The 19,678-nt window shown below is 70.8% G+C and carries 19 protein-coding genes; 10 read left to right on the top strand and 9 right to left on the bottom strand.

Annotation, left to right across the window (positions count from 1 at the left end):
* Positions 1-146: 146 nt before the first annotated feature.
* Positions 147-2,153 (top strand): protein meaA, encoded by a 2,007-nt coding sequence (locus tag PCA76_RS27005; RefSeq protein WP_272613264.1) that lies wholly within the window; start codon positions 147-149, stop codon positions 2,151-2,153.
* Positions 2,154-2,180: 27 nt separating this feature from the next.
* On the opposite strand, the gene PCA76_RS27000 is transcribed toward PCA76_RS27005, so the two are convergent.
* Together PCA76_RS27000 and PCA76_RS26995 are read right to left on the bottom strand one after the other, a co-directional pair.
* On the bottom strand, positions 2,181-2,477 hold the full coding sequence (locus PCA76_RS27000; RefSeq protein WP_272613262.1) for a DUF1540 domain-containing protein: 297 nt from the start codon (positions 2,475-2,477) through the stop codon (positions 2,181-2,183).
* Between the two features lie 234 nt (positions 2,478-2,711).
* On the bottom strand, positions 2,712-3,329 hold the full coding sequence (locus tag PCA76_RS26995; RefSeq protein WP_272613260.1) for a DUF4126 domain-containing protein: 618 nt from the start codon (positions 3,327-3,329) through the stop codon (positions 2,712-2,714).
* Positions 3,330-3,400: 71 nt separating this feature from the next.
* On the opposite strand from PCA76_RS26995, the gene nucS reads away from it, so the two are divergent.
* Positions 3,401-4,060, top strand: a complete 660-nt coding sequence (nucS, locus tag PCA76_RS26990) for an endonuclease NucS (RefSeq protein WP_272613257.1) — start codon at positions 3,401-3,403, stop codon at positions 4,058-4,060.
* A gap of 5 nt (positions 4,061-4,065) precedes the next feature.
* On the opposite strand, the gene PCA76_RS26985 is transcribed toward nucS, so the two are convergent.
* Both PCA76_RS26985 and PCA76_RS26980 read right to left on the bottom strand, forming a co-directional pair.
* Positions 4,066-4,725, bottom strand: coding sequence for a class I SAM-dependent methyltransferase (locus PCA76_RS26985; RefSeq protein ID WP_272613256.1), 660 nt, complete (start codon positions 4,723-4,725; stop codon positions 4,066-4,068).
* An 80-nt stretch (positions 4,726-4,805) separates the two neighbouring features.
* Positions 4,806-6,302 carry an aldehyde dehydrogenase family protein gene (locus PCA76_RS26980; protein ID WP_272613255.1) on the bottom strand — a complete coding sequence of 499 codons (1,497 nt, stop codon included), beginning with the start codon at positions 6,300-6,302 and terminating at the stop codon, positions 4,806-4,808.
* A 256-nt stretch (positions 6,303-6,558) separates the two neighbouring features.
* Here PCA76_RS26980 and PCA76_RS26975 point away from each other — a divergent pair, with 256 nt between their 5' ends.
* The 7 genes from PCA76_RS26975 to PCA76_RS26945 all read left to right on the top strand — a co-directional run bounded on the left by PCA76_RS26975 (position 6,559) and on the right by PCA76_RS26945 (position 12,954).
* On the top strand, positions 6,559-6,975 hold the full coding sequence (locus PCA76_RS26975; RefSeq protein WP_272613254.1) for an FHA domain-containing protein: 417 nt from the start codon (positions 6,559-6,561) through the stop codon (positions 6,973-6,975).
* Positions 6,976-7,078: 103 nt separating this feature from the next.
* The gene (locus PCA76_RS26970) at positions 7,079-8,149 is read left to right on the top strand and encodes an alpha/beta fold hydrolase (RefSeq protein ID WP_442930284.1); all 1,071 of its coding nucleotides are present in this window, start codon (positions 7,079-7,081) and stop codon (positions 8,147-8,149) included.
* A gap of 139 nt (positions 8,150-8,288) precedes the next feature.
* Entirely contained in the window at positions 8,289-10,079 is a 1,791-nt protein-coding gene (locus PCA76_RS26965; protein ID WP_272613252.1) for a 3-hydroxyacyl-CoA dehydrogenase family protein, read from the top strand.
* 40 nt (positions 10,080-10,119) lie between these two features.
* The gene (locus tag PCA76_RS26960; RefSeq protein ID WP_272613251.1) at positions 10,120-10,614 is read left to right on the top strand and encodes a SigE family RNA polymerase sigma factor; all 495 of its coding nucleotides are present in this window, start codon (positions 10,120-10,122) and stop codon (positions 10,612-10,614) included.
* Positions 10,611-11,675, top strand: a complete 1,065-nt coding sequence (locus PCA76_RS26955) for a hypothetical protein (RefSeq protein WP_272613250.1) — start codon at positions 10,611-10,613, stop codon at positions 11,673-11,675. Before PCA76_RS26960 ends, PCA76_RS26955 begins: the two co-directional genes overlap by 4 nt.
* Before the next feature lie 45 nt (positions 11,676-11,720).
* Complete coding sequence (locus PCA76_RS26950) at positions 11,721-12,044, top strand: hypothetical protein (RefSeq protein WP_272613249.1); 324 nt, start codon at positions 11,721-11,723, stop codon at positions 12,042-12,044.
* A gap of 100 nt (positions 12,045-12,144) precedes the next feature.
* Positions 12,145-12,954: an alpha/beta hydrolase gene (locus PCA76_RS26945; RefSeq protein ID WP_272613248.1), complete on the top strand. Its 810-nt coding sequence runs from the start codon at positions 12,145-12,147 to the stop codon at positions 12,952-12,954.
* A 9-nt stretch (positions 12,955-12,963) separates the two neighbouring features.
* Here the strand turns inward: PCA76_RS26945 and PCA76_RS26940 are convergent, their stop codons facing one another.
* From PCA76_RS26940 to PCA76_RS26930, 3 genes are read right to left on the bottom strand one after another with little or no spacing between them, the layout of a single operon-like run.
* Complete coding sequence (locus PCA76_RS26940) at positions 12,964-14,169, bottom strand: AI-2E family transporter (RefSeq protein WP_272613247.1); 1,206 nt, start codon at positions 14,167-14,169, stop codon at positions 12,964-12,966.
* Positions 14,170-14,182: 13 nt separating this feature from the next.
* Positions 14,183-14,371 carry a DUF397 domain-containing protein gene (locus PCA76_RS26935; RefSeq protein ID WP_272613246.1) on the bottom strand — a complete coding sequence of 63 codons (189 nt, stop codon included), beginning with the start codon at positions 14,369-14,371 and terminating at the stop codon, positions 14,183-14,185.
* Positions 14,362-15,141, bottom strand: coding sequence for a helix-turn-helix domain-containing protein (locus tag PCA76_RS26930; protein WP_442930283.1), 780 nt, complete (start codon positions 15,139-15,141; stop codon positions 14,362-14,364). The genes PCA76_RS26935 and PCA76_RS26930 overlap by 10 nt, the downstream gene beginning before the upstream one ends.
* A 350-nt stretch (positions 15,142-15,491) precedes the next feature.
* Between PCA76_RS26930 and PCA76_RS26925 the strand changes: the two genes are divergently transcribed.
* Complete coding sequence (locus tag PCA76_RS26925) at positions 15,492-15,836, top strand: hypothetical protein (protein ID WP_272613244.1); 345 nt, start codon at positions 15,492-15,494, stop codon at positions 15,834-15,836.
* Between the two features lie 125 nt (positions 15,837-15,961).
* On the opposite strand, the gene PCA76_RS26920 is transcribed toward PCA76_RS26925, so the two are convergent.
* Positions 15,962-18,118 (bottom strand): hypothetical protein, encoded by a 2,157-nt coding sequence (locus tag PCA76_RS26920; RefSeq protein ID WP_272613243.1) that lies wholly within the window; start codon positions 18,116-18,118, stop codon positions 15,962-15,964.
* A gap of 179 nt (positions 18,119-18,297) precedes the next feature.
* On the bottom strand, positions 18,298-19,560 hold the full coding sequence (locus PCA76_RS26915; protein WP_272613242.1) for a DivIVA domain-containing protein: 1,263 nt from the start codon (positions 19,558-19,560) through the stop codon (positions 18,298-18,300).
* Positions 19,561-19,678: the final 118 nt, after the last annotated feature.

Below are 19,678 nucleotides of genomic sequence, written 5' to 3'. Positions count from 1 at the left end.
TCCAGTGTGCGCCTGACCAGGGCTGCCTGGTGCCCCGGGTATGGCGGTCCGCGCCATTGCGCCCGTTTGGCACCCGGACGTCCCCGACATGGACCTGTGTGGTTTTCCACAGCCCCTTTTACTGAACGGTAACTTAAACTCCGGCCATGGATGAGACGGCATCTTCGCCTCGACTGCCCGAGCGGGACCGCCCGTGGGTGATGCGCACCTACGCCGGCCACTCGTCGGCCGCGGCGACCAACGCCCTCTTCCGCCGCAACCTGGCGAAGGGGCAAACCGGCCTCTCGGTCGCCTTCGACCTGCCCACCCAGACCGGGTACGACCCGGACCACGAACTGGCCGCCGGTGAGGTCGGCCGGGTCGGTGTGCCGGTGGCCCACCTCGGCGACATGCGGGCCCTCTTCGACGGCCTTCCGCTCGCCGACATGAACACCTCGATGACCATCAACGCCCCGGCGATGTGGATGCTCGCCCTCTACGGCACCGTGGGGCTGGAGCAGGGCGCCGAGCTGGCCCGCTGCGCCGGCACCACGCAGAACGACATCATCAAGGAGTACCTGTCCCGGGGCACGTACATCTTCCCGCCGGCGGCGTCGCTGCGGCTGACCGCCGACGTCGTGGCATACACGCTGAGCGAGATGCCGCGGTGGAACCCGGTCAACATCTGCTCGTACCACCTCCAGGAGGCCGGCGCCACGCCCGTGCAGGAGGTCGGCTTCGCGCTAGCTACCGCCGTCGCCGTGCTCGACGCGGTCCGCGACTCCGGTCAGGTGCCGGCCGAGCGGATGGGCGACGTGGTCCAGCGGATCTCGTTCTTCGTCAACGCCGGGGTGCGCTTCGTCGAGGAGATCGCCAAGATGCGCGCGTTCGGCGTGCTCTGGGACCAGATCACCCGGGACCGGTACGGGGTCACCGAGGCCAAACAACGTCGGTTCCGCTACGGCGTGCAGGTCAACTCGCTCGGCCTCACCGAGGCGCAGCCGGAGAACAACATCCAGCGCATCGTGCTGGAGATGCTCGGCGTGACGATGTCCCGCGATGCCCGGGCCCGTGCGGTGCAACTGCCAGCCTGGAACGAGGCGCTCGGCCTACCCCGCCCCTGGGACCAGCAGTGGTCACTGCGGATGCAGCAGGTCCTGGCGTACGAGTCGGATCTGCTCGAATACCCCGACCTCTTCGCCGGCTCGCACGTGATGACCGCGCTGGTCGACGAGATCGTCACCGGGGCGCGGGTCGAACTGGACAAGGTGCTGGAGTTGGGCGGTGTGGTCGCCGCCGTGGAGACCGGCTACCTCAAGAGCGCCCTGGTCGCCGCACTGGCCGAGCGCCGTCGCCGAATGGAGTCCGGGGCCGACGTCGTGGTCGGGGTCAACCGGTACGCCGAGACGGAACCCTCCCCGCTGACCGCCGCCGGTGCGGAAGCCGTCGAGCAGGTCGACCCCGCGGTCGAGGCGGCCGCCGCTGACGGCGTACACCGGTGGCGGGCCGACCGGGACGCGACCGCCGTCGACGCGGCTCTTTCCCGGCTGCGCGCGGACGCCGCGACCACCACGAACCTGATGCCGGCCACCCTGGAGTGCGTGCGTGCCGGGGTGACCACCGGCGAGTGGGCCGGCGCGCTGCGTCAGGTCTTCGGTGAGTACCGGGCGCCGACCGGCCTGGCCGGCGCCACCGGCAGCGCGGGCGACCCGGGCCTCGCGGCCGTCCGCGAGCGGGTCACCGCCACCGCCCGGGAGTTGGGCAGCGGTCGGCTGCGGCTCCTGGTCGGCAAACCCGGCCTGGACGGGCACTCCAACGGCGCGGAGCAGATCGCGGTACGCGCCCGCGATGCCGGCTTCGAGGTCATCTACCAGGGCATCCGGCTGACCGCAGGGCAGATCGTCGCCGCTGCCGTCGAGGAGGACGTCGACCTGGTCGGGCTGTCCGTGCTCTCCGGGTCGCACCTGGCCGCCGTGCCCGCGGTGCTCGACGGGCTGCGCGCCGCCGGCCGGGCGGACCTACCGGTGGTCGTGGGCGGCATCATCCCCGCCGGTGACGCGGACACGCTCCGGGCCGCCGGGGTTGCCCGGGTCTTCACCCCGAGGGACTTCGCCCTCACCGGCATCATCGACGACCTGGTGACGGTCATCCGGAGCGCCAACGACCTGCCCTGATCCGGCTCTGCTTCAGAGCTCGCTGGGTCAGCGGCCGGCGTACGTCATGCAGTCGGCCATGTCGTTGTCCGGGCCGACCCGGATGGACGCCGCGTGACACTCCAACTGCTCGTTGTGCCGGCAGTCGGAGCGCTGACAGGCGCCAACCTGGGCGATCAGGCTGTCCACACCGCCCCGGATCGGCGACTCGACGAAGGTGTGGCAGTGCGCGTGATCCATGCTGCCGATCGTGATCGCGAAGGCGTGGCAGTCACCCGACTGGTTGTACGCGCACGCGGCGACCACACATTCCTGGACTCGGGGCATCTCCAACGCTGCAGTCATGCCAACCTCCTCTAGTCTTTTGCCCGATCGTAGGCTTTTGTCGCTCTTTCCTGCCCCGATATGGCCCCCGGCCGATCGGCAGATCCGCGCCCGAACGCCCCGCGACGACTTGATCGACTCGCTTTCCTTGACGGCGCGGTGTCCCGACGCCCGGGACGCCCCGGATTCCAGGAACCCGAGTCGATCAAGCCATCCCGCCCGGTCCCGGGTGCCGGCCAGCGGCGTACGACCTTGTCAGACTCGGAAACCGGCGGCGCGAGCCGCTTCGCGTTCCCGGCGGCGTTCGGAGCGTCGGCGGAAGAACCAGAAGATGAAGACCACCAGGCCCAGCAGGAAAGCCAGCACCAACACCGGCAGGATGATCGCCACCAGGGAGACCACCACGCTGGTGGCGTCCTCGGCGGTGCTGGCGACCGGGGCGCCGAACCCGGCGGTGGTCGCGTTGATGACGGGTCGTGCCGCGGACTTGAGCAGGTGCACACCCAACGCCAGCAGCACGCCGGTGACGACCGGCACCCACTGATGGGACGAGAAGAAGCTCCCCGGGTCGCTGACCGTCACCGTCTCCGACGAGGATCCGGCGCCGAAGGCCAGGCCGCCGGCGGTGGGCCGGACCATGGTCTGCACCACGTCGTTGATGTGGTCGACCACGGGCACCTTGTCCGCCACCGTCTCGACGACCAGCAGCACGGCCAGGATGACGATGACCCAGCCGTTGCCGAGCCAGGTCCAGCCGCTGGGGAGGTCGATCAGGTCGGTGTAGCGGCCGAGGAGACCGAGGATGAGCAGGGGTATGTAGGCGTTCAGGCCCGCCGATGCGGCGAGGCCAGTGCCGGTGAGGACTTCGAACACGAACCCAGCATCGCATCGACGCGCCAGTGCCGCTCGCTGGCGACTGGTGGGTACTCGGTTACCCTCGTCGGGTGCGGTTGGTCATTGCGAAGTGCTCGGTGGACTACGTCGGACGGCTCTCGGCTCACCTGCCGCTGGCCACCCGGTTGCTGATGGTGAAGGCGGACGGGTCGGTGTCGATTCATGCCGACGACCGGGCGTACAAGCCGTTGAACTGGATGAGCCCCCCGTGTCGGCTGGAGGAGGCCCCCGGTGTGTGGCGGGTGGTCAACAAGGCTGGCGAGGAGCTACGGATCACCCTGGAGGAGATCTTCCAGGACACCTCGTACGAGCTGGGTGTTGATCCGGGCCTGCGCAAGGACGGGGTGGAGGCGCACCTGCAGGAGTTGTTGGCCGCCAACCCTGGCGCCCTGGGCGAGGGGTTCACGCTGGTCCGCCGCGAGTACATGACGGCGATCGGCCCGGTCGACCTGCTCTGCCGGGACGCGAACTCCGGTGCGGTCGCCGTGGAGGTCAAGCGGCGTGGCGACATCGACGGGGTGGAGCAGTTGACCCGCTATCTCGAGTTGATGAATCGTGACCCGCTGCTCAGCCCGGTTGCCGGCGTCTTCGCAGCCCAGGAGATCAAGCCGCAGGCCCGGGTGCTCGCCACCGACCGGGGCATCCGGTGTGTGGTCGTGAACTACGACAAGCTGCGGGGCATCGAGAAGGACGAGCTGACCCTCTTCTGATCGGCTCAGCTCCCGGTACGCACCGCGATCAGAGACTTGGGTAGGCCGAACACCCGCTCGACCAGCATGCTCGAGTCGGGGAAGTAGTGGCGCATCTGCGAGCGGTCCAGCAGTTCGGTCCAGAGCACCTGGTGGATGGCGACGTCATGGCTGCGGGTCGGCTTGTGCCCCAACGGCCAGCGTTGGGCGAGCGCGGTGCGTAGGCGTACCGGTAGGAACTGCATCCCGGGTGCGATCCAGTGTGGCTCGATGGGGAAGTAGCGGTAGGGCGTCTGCACCCAGTGCCGGTCGGCCAGTGAGCGGGTGGTGGCGGCGAAGCGCAGCCGGCGTTCGTGCCCGCCCACATGCTCCAGCACGGAGTTTGAGAAGACCATGTCGTAGTCGCCCTTGGCGAGGTGCGACGGCAGGTCGCAGGCGTCGGCCTGTTCGACGTGGGCCCAGTCCGGCACGACGGCGGGCGGCTGCTCCAGGTTGACGACGGTCACCCGGGCTGGCCGGACGGTGGCGCGGTGCCAGGTGCCGAGCCGGCCGCCGAGATCGACCACGTGCATGTCGCCGATGTCGGGGAAGGTGCGTGCCAGCCAGTCCGCGCGGTGGCGACGCCGCCGGGCGCTCCATGACTGGTCACTGTCGACAAGGCGGTAGCGCAATCGATTGTGGCCCATTTAACGCAATGTACCGCCGTGAACACGGGGTACAAACATGCGGATACGCCGATCTTTGTTGAAGATCGGCTATCCGACAATCACCTTCCGTACATCACCTTGATGGCCTTGACGAGTCGGGCCACGTCGGTCGGGGTCCGTTCGAAGGTCATCGACGGCAGTAGCGATCGTGCGCGACGCCGGGTGATCGCCTTGGCCCGGCCGAATTCGCGCAGCCCGTCCTCCCCATGGATCCGCCCGAAACCGGAGTCGCCGACCCCGCCGAACGGCAGGGTGGACATGCCTGCGAAGGTCAGGGTGGAGTTGATCGAGGCCATTCCGGAGCGCAGCCGCCGGGCGATGGCCACCGCGCGCCGTCGGCCGAAGACCGAACCGCCCAGGCCGTACGACAGGGCGTTGGCGCGGGCGACGGCCTCGTCGGCGTCGCGGACCCGGCTGATGGTCAGCGTGGGGCCGAAGGTCTCCTCGCGGACGGCGGCCGAATCCTCCGGGACGTCCACGAGCACGGTCGGGTGGACGTACGGCGGCTGCACCGCGCTCGGGCCGCCGAGCACGGCACGTCCGCCCGAGGTGATCGCCGCGTCGATGTGCCGGCGGATCACGTCGAGCTGTTTGGGCATGGTGATCGGGCCGATGTCGGTGCCCTCCGCCCCGACGGTCAGCTGACCGGCGCGGGCCACCACCTTGTCGACGAAGGCGTCGAAGACCGAGTCGACGGCGTACACCCGCTCGATGCCGATGCAGGTCTGACCGGCGTTGGTCATGCCGCCCCAGACGCACGCCTCGGCGGCGGCGTCCAGATCGGCGTCGCTGTCGACGATCATGGCGTCCTTGCCGCCGCCCTCGATCAGCACCGGGGTCAACGTCTCCGCGCAGGCGGCCATCACCTTCCGGGCGGTGGCGGTTGAGCCGGTGAAGGCCAGCTTGTTGACGCCGGACCGGCACAGCGCCGCGCCCACGTCGCCCAACCCGTGCACGGCGGTGAACACCGGCTGCTCGGGCACCACCTCGGCGAAGCTGTCCACCAGCCACTGGCCGACGGCGGGCGTGTACTCGCTCGGCTTGAGCACCACGGCGTTGCCGGCGGCCAGCGCGTACGCGGCGGAGCCGATCGGCGTGAAGACCGGATAGTTCCACGGCCCGATCACGCCGACCACGCCGTACGGCTGGTATTCGAGGTGCCCGGAGAACTCGGCGAGGATGAGCCGGGACCGCACCCGGCGCGGGCCGAGCACGCGGCCGGCGTTGCGGGCGGCCCAGTCGATGTGCTCGATCGCGGTGACGATCTCGACGATGGCGTCGGCGATCGGCTTGCCGCCCTCGACGTGCACCAGCTCGGCCAACTCTTCGATCCGCTTGGCGAGCAGAGCGCGCCACCGCAGCAGCCGTTCGCGGCGGCCGGTGAAGCTGAGCCCGGCCCACCACTCGCTGGCCGCGCGGGCGCGGTCGACAGCCCGCCGCACGTCGTCGTCGGTGGCGACCGGGAGGCGACCGGCCTCAGCGCCGGTGGCCGGGCTGGTCGAAACCAGCCGGCCCGCCTCGATGACCGGGACACCCGGGACATGCACAGCCGTCATGGCGGAAGTCTAGACCCGAGAATTACTCGCCGGTAGGTCTCCGATCCGGGTCGGTGTGACCGGCGTCGCACCGCCCCGACCGATCGTTGATCAGTGCAGGTCAGGGAAGTGATGACGAGTGCGGCCCGCCCGAATCGTCGAACGGTAGATGGCCGGGAGGTGACGAGGAGCTGACCGGCCGGTCGGTATTGCCGACTACTGTCTGATGGCAAGCTGACGCGCGGAGTGACGGTGCGGGGTGGAGGGCTGACTGTCCATGGAGGAACGTCCGGAACTGATGCCGCTGTTGACGGTCGCGGGTGGGCCGATGCGCGGGGCGAGCTTTCGACTGCGGGTCGAAGCGCAGGTGATCGGCCGGGCGCCGACCTGCCACGTGGTGATCAACGACCCGCACCTGAGCCGTTGCCACGCTGAGGTGTGGTTGACCCCGGAAGGCCCGTCACTGCGGGACCTGGGCTCCACCAACGGCACCTGGCTCAACGATCGCCGGATCACCGAGGTGGAACGACTCTCCGACGGCGACGTGATCCGGCTCGGCCGTACCGAGCTGCGCCTGTTCGATCCCGGGGTGGCGCACACCGATCCGGTGGGGCTCAGCTTCGGTCCGTCCCGGCGGGACGTCCGACCGACACTGCCGCTGCCGTTGGCCACGCCGCCCAGCGCGCGGCGCTGACCGCGCGCCGGCACCCGCCGGGATGTCCTGGCGGTCGGCCACACCGGGCAGCGCCGCCGGGTGGCTCTCCGGCACCTGGACCGGCGAAGGCCGGCGTGGCAGCATGCCGCGGATGGAGACCGAGCAGCGGACCGTGACGGCGAACGGCATCACCCAGGCGGTACGGGTGGCCGGCCCGCCGGATGGCACACCGGTGCTGCTGATCCACGGCAACTGCTCGTCCGCGCTGTTCTGGGAGCCGCTGGTCCGGCGTCTGCCGCCGACGCTGCGGGTGGTCGCCCCCGACCTGCGGGGGTACGGCGACTCCGAGACGGCCCCGGTTGACGCCACCCGAGGCCTGCGGGACTTCGCCGACGATGTAGCCGCCCTGCTGGACGATCCGACGCTCTTCGGTGCCGACGCTCGTCCGGTGGTGGTCGGGCACTCCCTCGGTGGCGGAGTGGCGATGCGACTGCTGGTCGACCATCCGCACCGGGTGGGCGCGCTGCTGCTCGCGGCACCGGTCTCCCCGTACGGTTTCGGCGGCACCCGCGACCTGGCCGGCACGCCGACCACCCCCGACTTCGCCGGCACCGGCGCCGGCACGGCGAACCCGGACTTCGTCGCCCGGCTCGCCGCCGGCGACCGTGAGACCGAGGCTCCGGCGAGCCCGCGCGCCGTGCTGCGGGCCACCTACGTGGCCGATCCGGCCTCGCTGGGCACGGACGAGGAACTGCTGCTGGACACCGTGCTCTCCACCGCCACCGGGGACGACAACTACCCCGGAACGGCGGTGCCCTCGGATAACTGGCCGGGCACCGCGCCGGGGGAGCGCGGCGTGCTCAACGCGCTCGCGCCGACCTGGTTCCGGCTCGCCGACGAGTTGGTGGCCGTCGCCGACAAACCCTCGATCACCTGGGTACGCGGCGACGCCGACGTCATCGTCTCGGACACCTCGCTGTTCGACCTGGCGTACCTGGGTTCGCTGGGTCTCGTGCCCGGCTGGCCCGGCGAGGAGGCCTGCCCGCCGCAGCCGATGGTCGGCCAGACCCGGGCGGTGCTGGAGCGGTACGCGGCGGCCGGCGGTGCGTACCACGAGGTGGTGCTGCCCGGCTGTGGTCACAGCCCGCACCTGGAGCGCCCGGCGGAGTTCGTCGCGGAGCTGCTGGCCCTCACCACCGTGCCCGCCGCCTAGAGGCGGGCCCGGGTCACGGGGCGCAGCCGTGGGTGAAATATGCCACGGCGCCTCGACAACCCAGCGTCACGTGGCAGACTCGCGCGCATAACCTTAGCGGCCGTTCAGTGGTCGTGCGGAGTCTCTGGGGAGGCTGGTCATGGCGCGCGAGTTCAGCACCGTGGGCGTGGTGGGGCTGGGCACCATGGGTGCAGGCATCGTCGAGGTCTTCGCCCGCAACGGCATCGATGTGCTGGCGGTCGAGATCTCCGAGCCGGCGCTGGAACGTGGTCGGGCCACCCTCACCGGCTCCACCGACCGGGCGGTGGCCAAGGGCAAGCTCGCCGCGGCGGACCGCGACGCCCTGCACGAGCGGGTGCACTTCGCGGTCGGGCTGGACGCGCTGCACTCCGTCGACCTGGTCATCGAGGCGGTGCCCGAGCACCTGGACCTCAAGCAGCGGATCTTCGCGGAGCTGGACCGGGTCTGCCGGCCGGAGACCATTCTCGCCACCAACACCTCGTCGCTGAGCGTCACCGAGATCTCGGTGGCCACCACCCGGCCCAACCAGGTGATCGGCATCCACTTCTTCAACCCGGCGCCGGTGATGAAGTTGGTCGAGGTGGTCCGCACGGTCGTCACCTCGCCCGAGGTGGTCGCCGACGTGGAGGCGCTCTGCGCCCGGCTCGGCAAGGTCGACGTCACCATCAACGACCGGGCCGGCTTCATCGCCAACGCGCTGCTCTTCGGCTACCTCAACCACGCCGTCAGCATGTTCGAGTCGCACTACGCGACCCGGGAGGACATCGACGCCGCCATGAAGCTCGGCTGCGGCCTGCCGATGGGCCCGCTGGCGCTGATGGACCTGATCGGCCTGGACACCGCGTACGAAATCCTCGACACCATGTACCGGCGCGGCGGGCGGGACCGCCGGCACGCCCCGGTGCCGCTGCTGAAGCAGATGGTGACGGCGGGGCTGCTCGGCCGGAAGTCCGGTCGGGGTTTCTACACCTACGAGCGGCCCGGCTCGCCGGTGGTCGTACCGGATGAGGCGACGCCGGTGGCCACGGAGGCGGCGGTCGCCGACGGTGCGCGAGCCATCACCAAGGTCGGCGTGGTGGGCTCCGGGACGATGGCCACCGGGATCATCGAGGTCTTCGCGAAGGCCGGCTACGAGGTCGTCTCGGTGACCCGTGGCATGGAGAAGTCCGCGAAGGTCTGCGAGGCGGTGAAGACCTCGCTGAACAAGGGCGTGGTGCGCGGCAAGCTCGCCGAAGCCGACCGGGACGCCGCGCTCGGCCGGATCAGCTGGTCGGCCGCGCTCGACCACCTCGCCGACGTCGACCTGGTCGTCGAGGCGGTGGTCGAGGAGTTGAGCGTGAAGAAGGCGCTCTTCGCGAGCCTCGACGAGATCTGCAAGCCGGGCGTGGTGCTCGCCACCACGACCTCGTCGCTGCCGGTGATCGACGTGGCGATGGCCACCCACCGGCCGGCTGACGTGGTGGGGCTGCACTTCTTCAACCCGGCGCCGATCATGCCGCTGGTCGAGGTGGTCCGCACCATCCGCACCTCGCCGGAGGCCACCGCCACCGCCCGGGCGGTCTGCGCCACGCTCGGCAAGACCGGCGTGGTCTGCGGCGACCGGTCCGGGTTCATCGTCAACGCGCTGCTCTTCCCGTACCTGAACGACGCGGTGAAGATGTTGGAGGCCAGCTACTCGACGGCCGACGACATCGACCACGCGATGAAGTTGGGCTGCGGCTACCCGATGGGCCCGTTCGAGTTGCTCGACGTGGTCGGGCTGGACGTCTCGCTGGCCATTCAGCGCGAGCTGTACCTGGAGCTGCGCGAGCCGGGCTTCGCGCCCGCGCCGCTGTTGGAGCACCTGGTCACCGCCGGCTACCTGGGCCGCAAGACCCGCCGCGGCTTCCGCGACCACTCGCACCGCTGACCAGGTCAACGCCCGAGGGCTCCGGCGGCGTCTGCTGGGTGTGACCTTCGAGGAGTACGTCGGCAGCCGCGGCCCGGCCCTGTTCCGGCTGGCCCGGCTGCTGACCGGTGACGAGCACCGGGCCGAGGACCTCACCCAGGAGGTGCTGTCCCGGGCGTACGTGCACTGGCGTCGGATCTCCCGCGCCGACCGGCCCGACCTGTACGTGCGCCGGATGCTGGTCAACGCCAACAACTCCTGGTGGCGCCGCCGATCCAACCGCGAAGTGGCCGTCGACACCTTCGCCGACCGGCCACACCGTGCGGACGTCGGCGGGGAGGCGGCCGACCGCGACGCCATGTGGCGGCTGATCCTCGGCCTGCCCGACCGCCAGCGGGCGGTGCTGGTGCTGCGCTACTACGAGGACCTCGACGACGCGACCATCGCCCAGATCCTGGAGTGTTCGCCGATCACCGTCCGCACCCACGCGATGCGGGCGCTCGCCAACCTCCGGGCGCGCTGCGGTGCCCCGGCCACGAACGGGAGCCGATCGTGACCGACCTCGACGAGCGGATCAACCGGACGCTGCGGGAGCGCGCCGACGGCAGCGTGGACACCGACCGGCTGCTGGCCGCCGCAGTGGGCCGGGGTCGCACCCGGTTACGCCGCCGGCGTACCGCCGCTGGCACCGCCCTCGGCCTGGTGGCCGTGCTCGGCGTGGGCGTGGCCATCGGTCCGATGGGGCTCCACGGCTCGGACTCGGACGACGTCCCGCCAGGGCTCGGCCGGCCGGCCGACGCCGTGGTTGCCGCGATGCCGCCCCGGGCCGACGGCGTAGCGGGAGCGGCCGACCGCCCGGACCTGGTTGGCGCCGACGCGGGAGTGTTGCACTTCGGGTTCGCCCCGAACGGGCCCCGGTACCTCAACTGGTCGGTGCGGGACGGTGTGGAGAGCGCCGAACTCGACGTAGGCGGGCGAACGGTCACCCTGGAGCTGGCCGCGTCGGCCGACGTACTGCGCAGGGGCGCCCAGGGCGTGTTGGCGATGGTGCCGGAGCTGTCCAGGAACGGCGTCTTCGACGGATCGGTGTCGCGCGACGATGGCCTGAACGGTGTGCCGATCTGGCTGCGGCACTGGCAGCCAGCCCCCGGGGTGTATGCCCGGGCGGGCGTGGTCGCCAAGGACCAGAGGGACCTGTTCGACGTCGCCGCCGCGCTGCGGCTGGACCAGGCGTACCGCTGCGGGGGGCCGCTGCGGCTCACGGCACTGCCGCCGGGCACCCAGATCACCGGCTGCGAGGCGTGGGTGGGAGAGCTCCCGGGCCGGCTCGCCGTTCTGTTGATGGTCGCCCGGGCCAGCGCGCCCGGGATCCGGGTCGATCTGGGTCACACGATCGGCGTCGCCGAGGCCCGCAACAAGGGCAACCGAACGATCGGCGGCAAACCGGTCTACCGCTCTCCCCAGGGCGACTACCTCGAATTGCTGGGCCTCTCCGAGGCTTCTCATCTGAGCGTCGACTTCGGTTGGCCAGCGCAGGGGTACACCGAGGAGGACGCGGCCACCGTGCTGGAGGGGGCGCAGGTGGCCGAGCACCTGGACCAGCCCGAGACCTGGTGACCGCCCCGGGTCGGTCCCGCCCGACGGACCGTACGCTTGGTGACTGTGAGCCCCCGTCGCAATCGCCCTCGCCGGGACGACAACGCCAACCTGGACGCCGACCGCGTCCGGCAGGGCGTCGCCTCGGTGCAGCAGTGGACCGACGGCGCCTGGCAGGTACGCGGGATCGGCGCGGGCGCGTCGGTCAAGACGTACCGATGCCCCGGCTGTAACCAGGAGATCCCACCCGGGGTGGCGCACCTGGTGGCCTGGCCGGCGGACGGCCTGGGTGACCTGACCGACCGGCGGCACTGGCACAGCGGCTGCTGGCGTGCCAGGGAGCGACGCGGCCCGGCGGTGCAGCGCGGCCGGGGCGCCCCGCGCTACTGAGCGATCCCGGCTGGGGCCCCGCGCCCCGGGCTTAGCGACCTGGATCACCCTGTTCGTGCCTGGGCGGGCGGCGGCGGCGAGTTCGGGACAGACTTGGGTGGTGAGCACAGCGATCCGCGCGTCGTCGATCCTGCCCGGCCGCCGGGAGGACATCGAGCTGCACACCGCCGACGGTCTACGGCTGGTCGGTGAGCTGGCCCTGCCGGCCGACCGGCCGCCGGTGGCCACCCTGGTCTGCCTGCACCCGCTGCCCACCCACGGCGGGATGATGGACAGCCACGTGTTCCGCAAGGCGGCCTGGCGGTTGCCCGCGCTGGCCGACCTGGCCGTGCTGCGGTTCAACACCCGGGGCACCAGCAGCCTGCGCGGCACCAGCGAGGGAGCGTTCGACGGCGCGGTGGGGGAGCGGTACGACGTGGCCGCCGCCATCGAGTACGCGGAGTTCGCCGAGCTGCCCAACATCTGGCTCGTGGGGTGGTCGTTCGGCACCGACCTGGCTTTGAAGTACGGCTGCGATCCGGCGATCGCGGGGGCGATCCTGCTCTCCCCGCCGTTGCGCTTCTCGGCCCCGGAGGACCTGGCCACCTGGGCCGCCTCCGGTCGGCCGGTGGTGGCGCTGGTGCCGGAGTTCGATGACTACCTGCGTCCGGCCGAGGCGCGGGAGCGGTTCGCCGCGGTGCCGCAGGCCGAGGTCGTCGGGGTGCCGGATGCCAAGCACCTCTGGGTGGGCGACGCGGAGACGGTGCTCGACGAGATCGTCCGGAGGGTCAATCCCGCCGTCGAGGTGCCGCTGCCAACGACCTGGGACGGCCCGATGGAGGCCGGTGACGTCAGCGCGTACGCCGACCGGACGGTCGCCTCGTTCGCCGACACGCCCGTCCCCGGTCCGCTCGCGGATCAGGCTGACTGACCCGGGCCGTCAGCGGATCTCCTGACGGGGCAGCACCACCTCGCGCAGGATCAGTTGCAGCGCGGCCACCGTGGGGATGGCGATCAGCGCGCCCACCACGCCCAGCAGCGCCACCCCGAGCAGCGCGGCCAGCAGGGCGGCCACCTCGTTGACCTCCACCGAGCGCCGCATCACCTTCGGGTAGATCAGGTAGTTCTCCACCTGCTGGTAGATGAGGAAGAAGACCGCGCAGGCGATGCCGATGGGCAGGTCGGAGGCGAAGCCGACCAGGCTCACGATCACCGCGCCCAGGGTGGCCCCGATCTGCGGGATCAGGTCGGTCACCGCGACCACCACGGCCAGCGCGAACGGGTACGGCAGCCCGACGATCAGCGCGAAGACGAAGGTGGTCGCGCCGGCCAGCACCGCGATGCTCAGCGCGCCGACCATGTAGGCGCCCACCTTGGCCAGGATCTCGTCGCCGATGAGCTGCACCCGCTCCCGCCGCGACCGGGGCACCAACGAGTAGCCCAGGGAACGCAGCCGGTTGAAGTACGCCAGGAAGTAGATGGTCAGCACCAGCACCGTCAGCGTCCGGAACACCGTGCCGAAGATCAATTGCGCGCCGCCCAGCACCCCGCCCAGCGCCCGACCCACCGTCTGGGCGTTGGCCGCGCTCTGCACCCGCTCCACCACGTCGTACCGCTCCACCAGGTCATTGACCGTCGGGTTGCGGCGCAACTCGTCGAGCAGGCTCGGGATCTGGTCGATGAACTGCCCCGACTGAGTGACGATCGGCGGGACCAGCGCCACCACGCCACCGCAGAGCAGCAGCACCACGGTCAACGCGACCACCGCCACCGACAGGCCGTGCGGCACGCCCCAGCGGGTTAGCCGGACCACCGCCGGGTTGAGGCCGACCGCGAGGAAGAGCGCGATCACCACCAGCACCAGGATGCCGCCGGCATTGCGAATCCCCAGATAGAGGGTGTACGCCAGCAGCACGCCCAGCGCACCCGTGAAGCCGATCAGGAAACTGCTGCGGCGCAGCGGACGGCCCGGCGTACCGAACTTTCCGGACGGGACGGCTGGCGGCTCATCCGGGTCGATCCCCGGCGCGGGGACCGGCACCGGAGGCGGCGTTTCCGCCGGTGGTGTTTCGGCCGTCGGCGCTCCAGTTGGCGGAGGACCGGGGGGCGCGTCCGGATCGTCGGCTGACGGGCCGTGCTGAGGCATCACGACTCCCTGGTCAGGCGGTGGGACGACGGGCGACAGCGACGAACGCCCGCCAGGCGGCCGGCGCGAACACCAGCACCGCACCGGACGGGTCCTTGCTGTCCCGTACGCCGACGGCCCCGGGCAGGTTGTCCGCCACCTCGACGCACTCGCCGTTACCGCTGCGGCTGGACGTACGCCAACGTGCGTCGGTCAGGTCCATGACGTCACAACTTCCTTCATCAGTTCGATCGACTGCTGGCGGGGCAGTGCAGTGTTTCTGATCATCTCCCAACGCGCCAGCAGCGTAGCCACCTCATGGTCGCCATCGACCACGAGGCCGTCAATCTGGTGCTCCATGTGCCCCACCCAACCGCCGTCCGCGCCGCGGGCCAGGTTGAACGGACCCGACAGGCCAACGTGCAATCCGACCTCGGCCGGAACGATGTGCAAGCTGACGTGGGGTCGTGCCAGGCTGGCGACCAGTTGGGTGATCTGCTCGACCATCAGTCCTCGAATGTCTTCTCCGCTACGCCGCAGCACCAACTCGTCAATGACCGCGATGAACTGCGGCGGCTCCGGCTGAACCAGCAGCGACTGGCGATCCAGGCGGGCGTGTACCCGTCGTTCCACCTCTTCGTCGCTGAGTAGATCGTCGCAGCGGATGACGGCGCGGGCGTAGTTTTCGGTCTGAAGCAGGCCGGGGATCAGCGTGGGTTGGAAGCAGCGCAGTTGGCGGGCGCTGCGCTCGGCGTCCAGCCAGGGCCGGAACCAGCTCGGCTGGCCGTCCCGCTCGGCGAGCTTGAGCAGATAGACGAGCAGGCCGCCGGTGGTCAGTACCTCGTCGGCGCGGGCCAGGAAGAGCCGGTCCAGCGGACGCTGACCCAGCTCCAGCGCGGACACCATCGAGCCGGAGTAGTGCACCAGCCGGCCGAAGTCCTCCTGACTCATCCCGGCGGCGGTCCGTAGCCGGCGCAACTGGGCGCGGATCATGTCGGCCGTCGGCGCGGCGTCGCCTTCCACAGTGCCTCCGCAGTTGGGGGGTTGTCTCCACCGGCCGGCCCGGCGGGCCACGTCATTGACGCAGTCACGCCGCCAGACGCGACGATGCCTTCCGACCGTAGCGGTGTCCTCAGCAGACTGTCACGTACCGGATGACCGGCTTCCGCCGTGCCGAAGCCCTGTCGCCCGGCGACACCTGTGTTTCCTGTCGAGGAGGTCACCTCATGCCCACGTCTCGCCATGCCGGCCGGTCGCTGCCCGTCACCGTCACCTCGTCGTCGCGGTCGTCCAGCGGCTGCACACCGCCGGGCTCCAGACCAGGTGGTCAGGCGCGTTTGCCGATGTCCGGGCTGCCGCAGCCGCGGCTCGGGCCGTACCCCATGCTTCCCCGACCCTGCGGCGCCCGGACGCCGCACACCCCGCTGCGCCCGATGTGGTGTTGCCGCGCCGACGGCCAGCCCTGGCCCTGTGCGGACGCCCGGCTGCTGCTCAAGGCCGAGTTCGACGCGGACCCGGCGGCGCTGACCATCTATCTCGCTGGGCTCTACCACGAGGCGGCGCACGACCTGTACCAGCTCAACCCCTACGACGGGCCGGCGCCCAGGGAGCTGTTCGAGCGCTTCGTGGCGTGGGGCCCATTCCGTCGCCCGATTATCGACCCACCCCCGGACCGCACCACACCATGACCGGATTCACTCGACATCGCTGATATCGGGGTGTCCGGGCAGCGGGATACCCCGACATTGGCAATGTCGTGTCGATCATGACTCTGGGCCGCGACCGGGGCTCACCGCGCCACGTCGGACAGCGGTCAATCCTTCTCGATGGTGACCTTGCTGGGCTTGGCGCTGCGCTCGTCGGTCGTCGGCTTGGTGGGCCGCTTGCCGTTCTCGCCGGTGCTGGTGATCTTGGTGGGCTTGGCGTCTCGGCCACCCACGCCCGGAACAGCGGCGACTGTCGGCTCGCCGTCCACCCCGGCGCTCGCCGTGCCGCCGTCCACCGTGGTCACCGGCTCGGCGACCGGCCGGGTCGTGGACTGCCCGGCGTCCCCCGAACCGGCATTCACCGGTTGCCTGACGTCGGTGGGCTCGGCCTTGAGTCCGGTGCCCACACCCGAGCCGGACGCCGTGCCCGCATCGGCGGTCACCGAATCGACGTCGGCGGTCACCGTCGCGCCGTCGTCCCCGCCGCCGGGCACGCTCCTGCCCACGCCGTCGCCGGTGGCCGGCGCGCTCGCGGTCGGGCCGTCGATCGGGCCGGCCACGCTCTGCAACCGCTGCTCGGCCATCTGCCGCTGGAGCTCGTCGGACTCCTGCCGGGACTTCCAGGTCTCCTGCCGCAGGTCCGCAAGCTGCTGCTGGGCCTGGGCGATCTCCAACATCACCTGGGCAAGTTGCTGCCGGCCCGCTGCCGACTCCTGCTGGGTGGCCGCCAGGTGCTGCTGGGTGGTGGCCAGGTGCTGCTGGGTGGTGGCCGCGTACTCCTCGAACTGCCGACGGGAGGCCGCGACATGCTCGTCGGCCTTGCGGCGCTTGTCACCGGCCTCGGTCTCGGCCCCGCGCAGCAACTCGGTGGCCTCCGCCTCCGACCGCTGACGCAGCGCCGCCGCGTCCTGCTCGGCCGCCTGGCGGATTCCGGCCGCGCCCTGCTCGATCTCGTTCTTACGAGCGGTGTACGTGGTCTCCAGCTCGTCCTTGCGCGTCGAGTATTCGGTCTCCAGCTCGTTCTTGCGGCCGGAGTATTCGGCCTCCAGCTCGTCGCGGCGGGTGGTGAAACCCGTATCCAACTCCTGCTGACGGCTGGTGAACGCGGTCTCCAGCTCCTGCTGGCGGGACGTGTGCTGCTTGTCCAGCTCATCGCGGCGCTTGGCGAACTCCTGCTCGGCCGTGGACCGCCGCTGCGCCAGCTCCCGGTCGGCGGCCTCCCGACGGGAGTTGACCTCCTGCTCCACGCCGGCCCGCCACGCGCCCAGCTCCTCCTGGGTCTGCGCCCGGGAGTGCTGCACGTACGCCTCAGTCTCGGCGCGCATCCGCTGCACGTACGCCTCGGTGTCGGCACGGCTGCGCTTGGCCGACTCGGAGGCCTGCGTGGTCAGCCGCTCCGCCTCCTGCTGCGCCTTGGCGCGCGTGGCCCGCCCTGCCATCGACGCGTCGTCGATGATCTGCTTGGCCTCCTGCTGCGCCTTGGCGTGGGTGGCCCGACCGGCCTCGGTCGCCGTGTCGGTGAGCCGCTTGGCCTCCTGCAGGGCCTTGGCGTGCACCTCCTTGGCGGTCTCCCGCAGGTCGTTGGCCTCCTGCCGAGCGTTGGCCAGCGTCTCGCGGGCCGTCTCGCGCAGCTTGGTCGACTCCTGCTGGGCCCGGGTGTGGATCTCCTTGGCGGTGTCCCGCAGCTGGGTGGCCTCTTGCTGGGCCTTTGCCAGGGCGTCCTGCGCCGTCTTGAGCAGCTGCGCCGACTCGTCCTTGGCTGACCGCAGGGTCGCTTCCGCCTCGGCCCGGCGGGCGGCGCTGTGCCGCTCCTCCTCGGTACGCCGTGCGGCGAGGGCGATCTCGAAGTCCTTCAGTGCCCGCGCGGCCTGCTCGCGGGCCTCCTCGATGATGTGCTCGGCCGCGGCACGGCGGGCCTCGATCTCCACGTTCGCATCGGACAGGATCTGCTCGGCCAGCTCTTCGGACTGAGTGACGATCGAGCCGACCAAGGGACCGAGGTGCTTGAACGAGGCCCGGTCGACCACGTTCATCTGCTTGCGCACCTGGGTCAGGTCGCGCTGGAGCACCTCGACCTGGCCGGCGAGCTTGTGGATCTGTGTATACGCCTGTTCCCGTTCGGAGGCGAGGGTCGCGATCTCGTGCTCGGCACGCGCGACATACCGGTCGACCTGTTTCTTCTCATACCCCCGCAGAGCGGACTCGAAGCTGGGCTCCGTCGTCACGTCCCCGCCGAGAGCGAACAGTTCCTCGCCGTGCGACATGCCCCCATCCTCACACGCAACGGGCCCTGCTGGGGCGATACGGACGCCCCTTGTGGGAGCTACTTCACTCCATTCCGGCCAGGGGAGACCACGGGCTGGGAAACGCATACGGCGCGAGGTGGCACCGGTTACCCAGTGTCACCTCGCGCCGTCGATGCCCCAAACTCGACGCCCTCGGGTCAGCCGGCGGTCTCCGCCGGCACCCGCTCCTGACCGCCCTCGGTCTTCTTCGCCTCCGGCTTGGCCGCCGGAGCGGCCGCCGCCGGCATACCCGGGACGATGCCGGCGAGCCCGGAGAGCATCTGGCCCAGCTGCGAGGTGACCGCGTCCTTCTGCCGGGTGAGGTCGTCGACCTCGCGGCGGGCGGCCTGCGTGGTCAGCTCGGCCTCGGTGCGGGCCTCGGTGAGCAGGCGCTGCGACTCGGCCTTCGCCTCGTTGAGCGTCTTCTCGGAGTGTGCCTTGGCCTTGTCCACCGTCTCGGCGGCGTTGCGCTCCGACTCGACCCGCCGAGCCTCGGCACGCTGCTCGATCTCCTTGGCCCGCTCCTGCGCGGCCCGCGCACGCTGCTCGGCCTCGCTGACCATCTTCTGGGTCTGCGACACCTGGGCGGCGTGCCGCTCGGATTCCTCACGCTCGGACTTCTCACGGCGCTCGGCCAGCTGGAGCTCCAGAGCCTGGAGGTCCTTGTCACGCTTGTCCCGCGCGTCGGTCAGCAGCTTGGTCGCCTCGGCGCGCTTCTCCTCGGCCTCGCGGGCGGCCTTCGCCCGCTGCTGGGTGATCTCCCGCTCGGCGGTGGCCCGGAGGGTGGCGACCTCCCGCTCGACGGTCGACTTCAGCTCGGCCACCTCGTGCGCGGTGACCGTACGCAGCTGCTTGGTCTCGCGGTCGGCGTCCGCGCGCAGGGTGTCAGCCTCACGGCGGGCCTGCACCCGGACCTCGGCGGCCTCGCGCTCGGCAGCGGTGCGCAGGTTGCCCGCCTCGCGCTCGGCGCTGGCCTTCATGGCCGCGGCCTCGGCGCGCGCCTTGTCGGTGATCTCGCGGGCCTCGAGGCGGGCGGCGGAGAGGATGCCCTCCGACTCGCGCTTCGCCTCGTTGCGGTGGTCGTTGGCCTGTTCCTCGGCGAGCCGGAGGATCTGCTCGACGCGGGTGCCGAGCCCGGAGAGGGTGGGTCGGCTGTTCTCTTCGAGCTGCTTGTTCGTGTCGGTGAGCTTCTGCTCCAGCGCACTCATGCGCTGCTCGGCTTGGCGGAGCCGACGCTGGGCGTCGTTCATCCGCTGCTCGGCCTCGGCACGGGCCTGCTCGGACTGGGTCAGCGCGGCGGTCATCCGGCCGAGGAAGTCGTCGACCTGGTGAGTGTTGTATCCGCGCAGGCCGACGGTGAAATCTGGCTGCGAGTTCGCGTTATCGAAGAACGCGAGAGGGGAGGACTGCTGCTGGGGCATTGGGACATACTGGCAGACGCCCCAGGGTGCTTCGCAAGAGCGGTGCGAAGCTTTCGTGCCCTCTTTACATGGTCAACTGCCGCGATCGGCGGGGGTGGACCAATCGGCGATCTTGGCA

The organism is Micromonospora sp. LH3U1 (assembly GCF_028475105.1).
GTDB lineage: Bacteria > Actinomycetota > Actinomycetes > Mycobacteriales > Micromonosporaceae > Micromonospora.
This window is presented reverse-complemented; position numbering and strand designations above follow the sequence as displayed.

What these genes read in the sequence shown, in the direction of transcription:
- PCA76_RS27005 (WP_272613264.1), top strand. Translation starts at nt 147, where the DNA reads ATGGATGAGACGGCATCTTCGCCTCGACTGCCCGAGCGGGACCGCCCG.
- PCA76_RS27000 (WP_272613262.1), bottom strand. Translation starts at nt 2,477, where the DNA reads ATGACTGCAGCGTTGGAGATGCCCCGAGTCCAGGAATGTGTGGTCGCC.
- PCA76_RS26985 (WP_272613256.1), bottom strand. Translation starts at nt 4,725, where the DNA reads ATGGGCCACAATCGATTGCGCTACCGCCTTGTCGACAGTGACCAGTCA.
- PCA76_RS26980 (WP_272613255.1), bottom strand. Translation starts at nt 6,302, where the DNA reads ATGACGGCTGTGCATGTCCCGGGTGTCCCGGTCATCGAGGCGGGCCGG.
- PCA76_RS26975 (WP_272613254.1), top strand. Translation starts at nt 6,559, where the DNA reads ATGGAGGAACGTCCGGAACTGATGCCGCTGTTGACGGTCGCGGGTGGG.
- PCA76_RS26970 (WP_442930284.1), top strand. Translation starts at nt 7,079, where the DNA reads ATGCCGCGGATGGAGACCGAGCAGCGGACCGTGACGGCGAACGGCATC.
- PCA76_RS26965 (WP_272613252.1), top strand. Translation starts at nt 8,289, where the DNA reads ATGGCGCGCGAGTTCAGCACCGTGGGCGTGGTGGGGCTGGGCACCATG.
- PCA76_RS26940 (WP_272613247.1), bottom strand. Translation starts at nt 14,169, where the DNA reads ATGCCTCAGCACGGCCCGTCAGCCGACGATCCGGACGCGCCCCCCGGT.
- PCA76_RS26935 (WP_272613246.1), bottom strand. Translation starts at nt 14,371, where the DNA reads ATGGACCTGACCGACGCACGTTGGCGTACGTCCAGCCGCAGCGGTAAC.
- PCA76_RS26930 (WP_442930283.1), bottom strand. Translation starts at nt 15,141, where the DNA reads ATGATCCGCGCCCAGTTGCGCCGGCTACGGACCGCCGCCGGGATGAGT.
- PCA76_RS26925 (WP_272613244.1), top strand. Translation starts at nt 15,492, where the DNA reads ATGTCCGGGCTGCCGCAGCCGCGGCTCGGGCCGTACCCCATGCTTCCC.
- PCA76_RS26920 (WP_272613243.1), bottom strand. Translation starts at nt 18,118, where the DNA reads ATGTCGCACGGCGAGGAACTGTTCGCTCTCGGCGGGGACGTGACGACG.
- PCA76_RS26915 (WP_272613242.1), bottom strand. Translation starts at nt 19,560, where the DNA reads ATGCCCCAGCAGCAGTCCTCCCCTCTCGCGTTCTTCGATAACGCGAAC.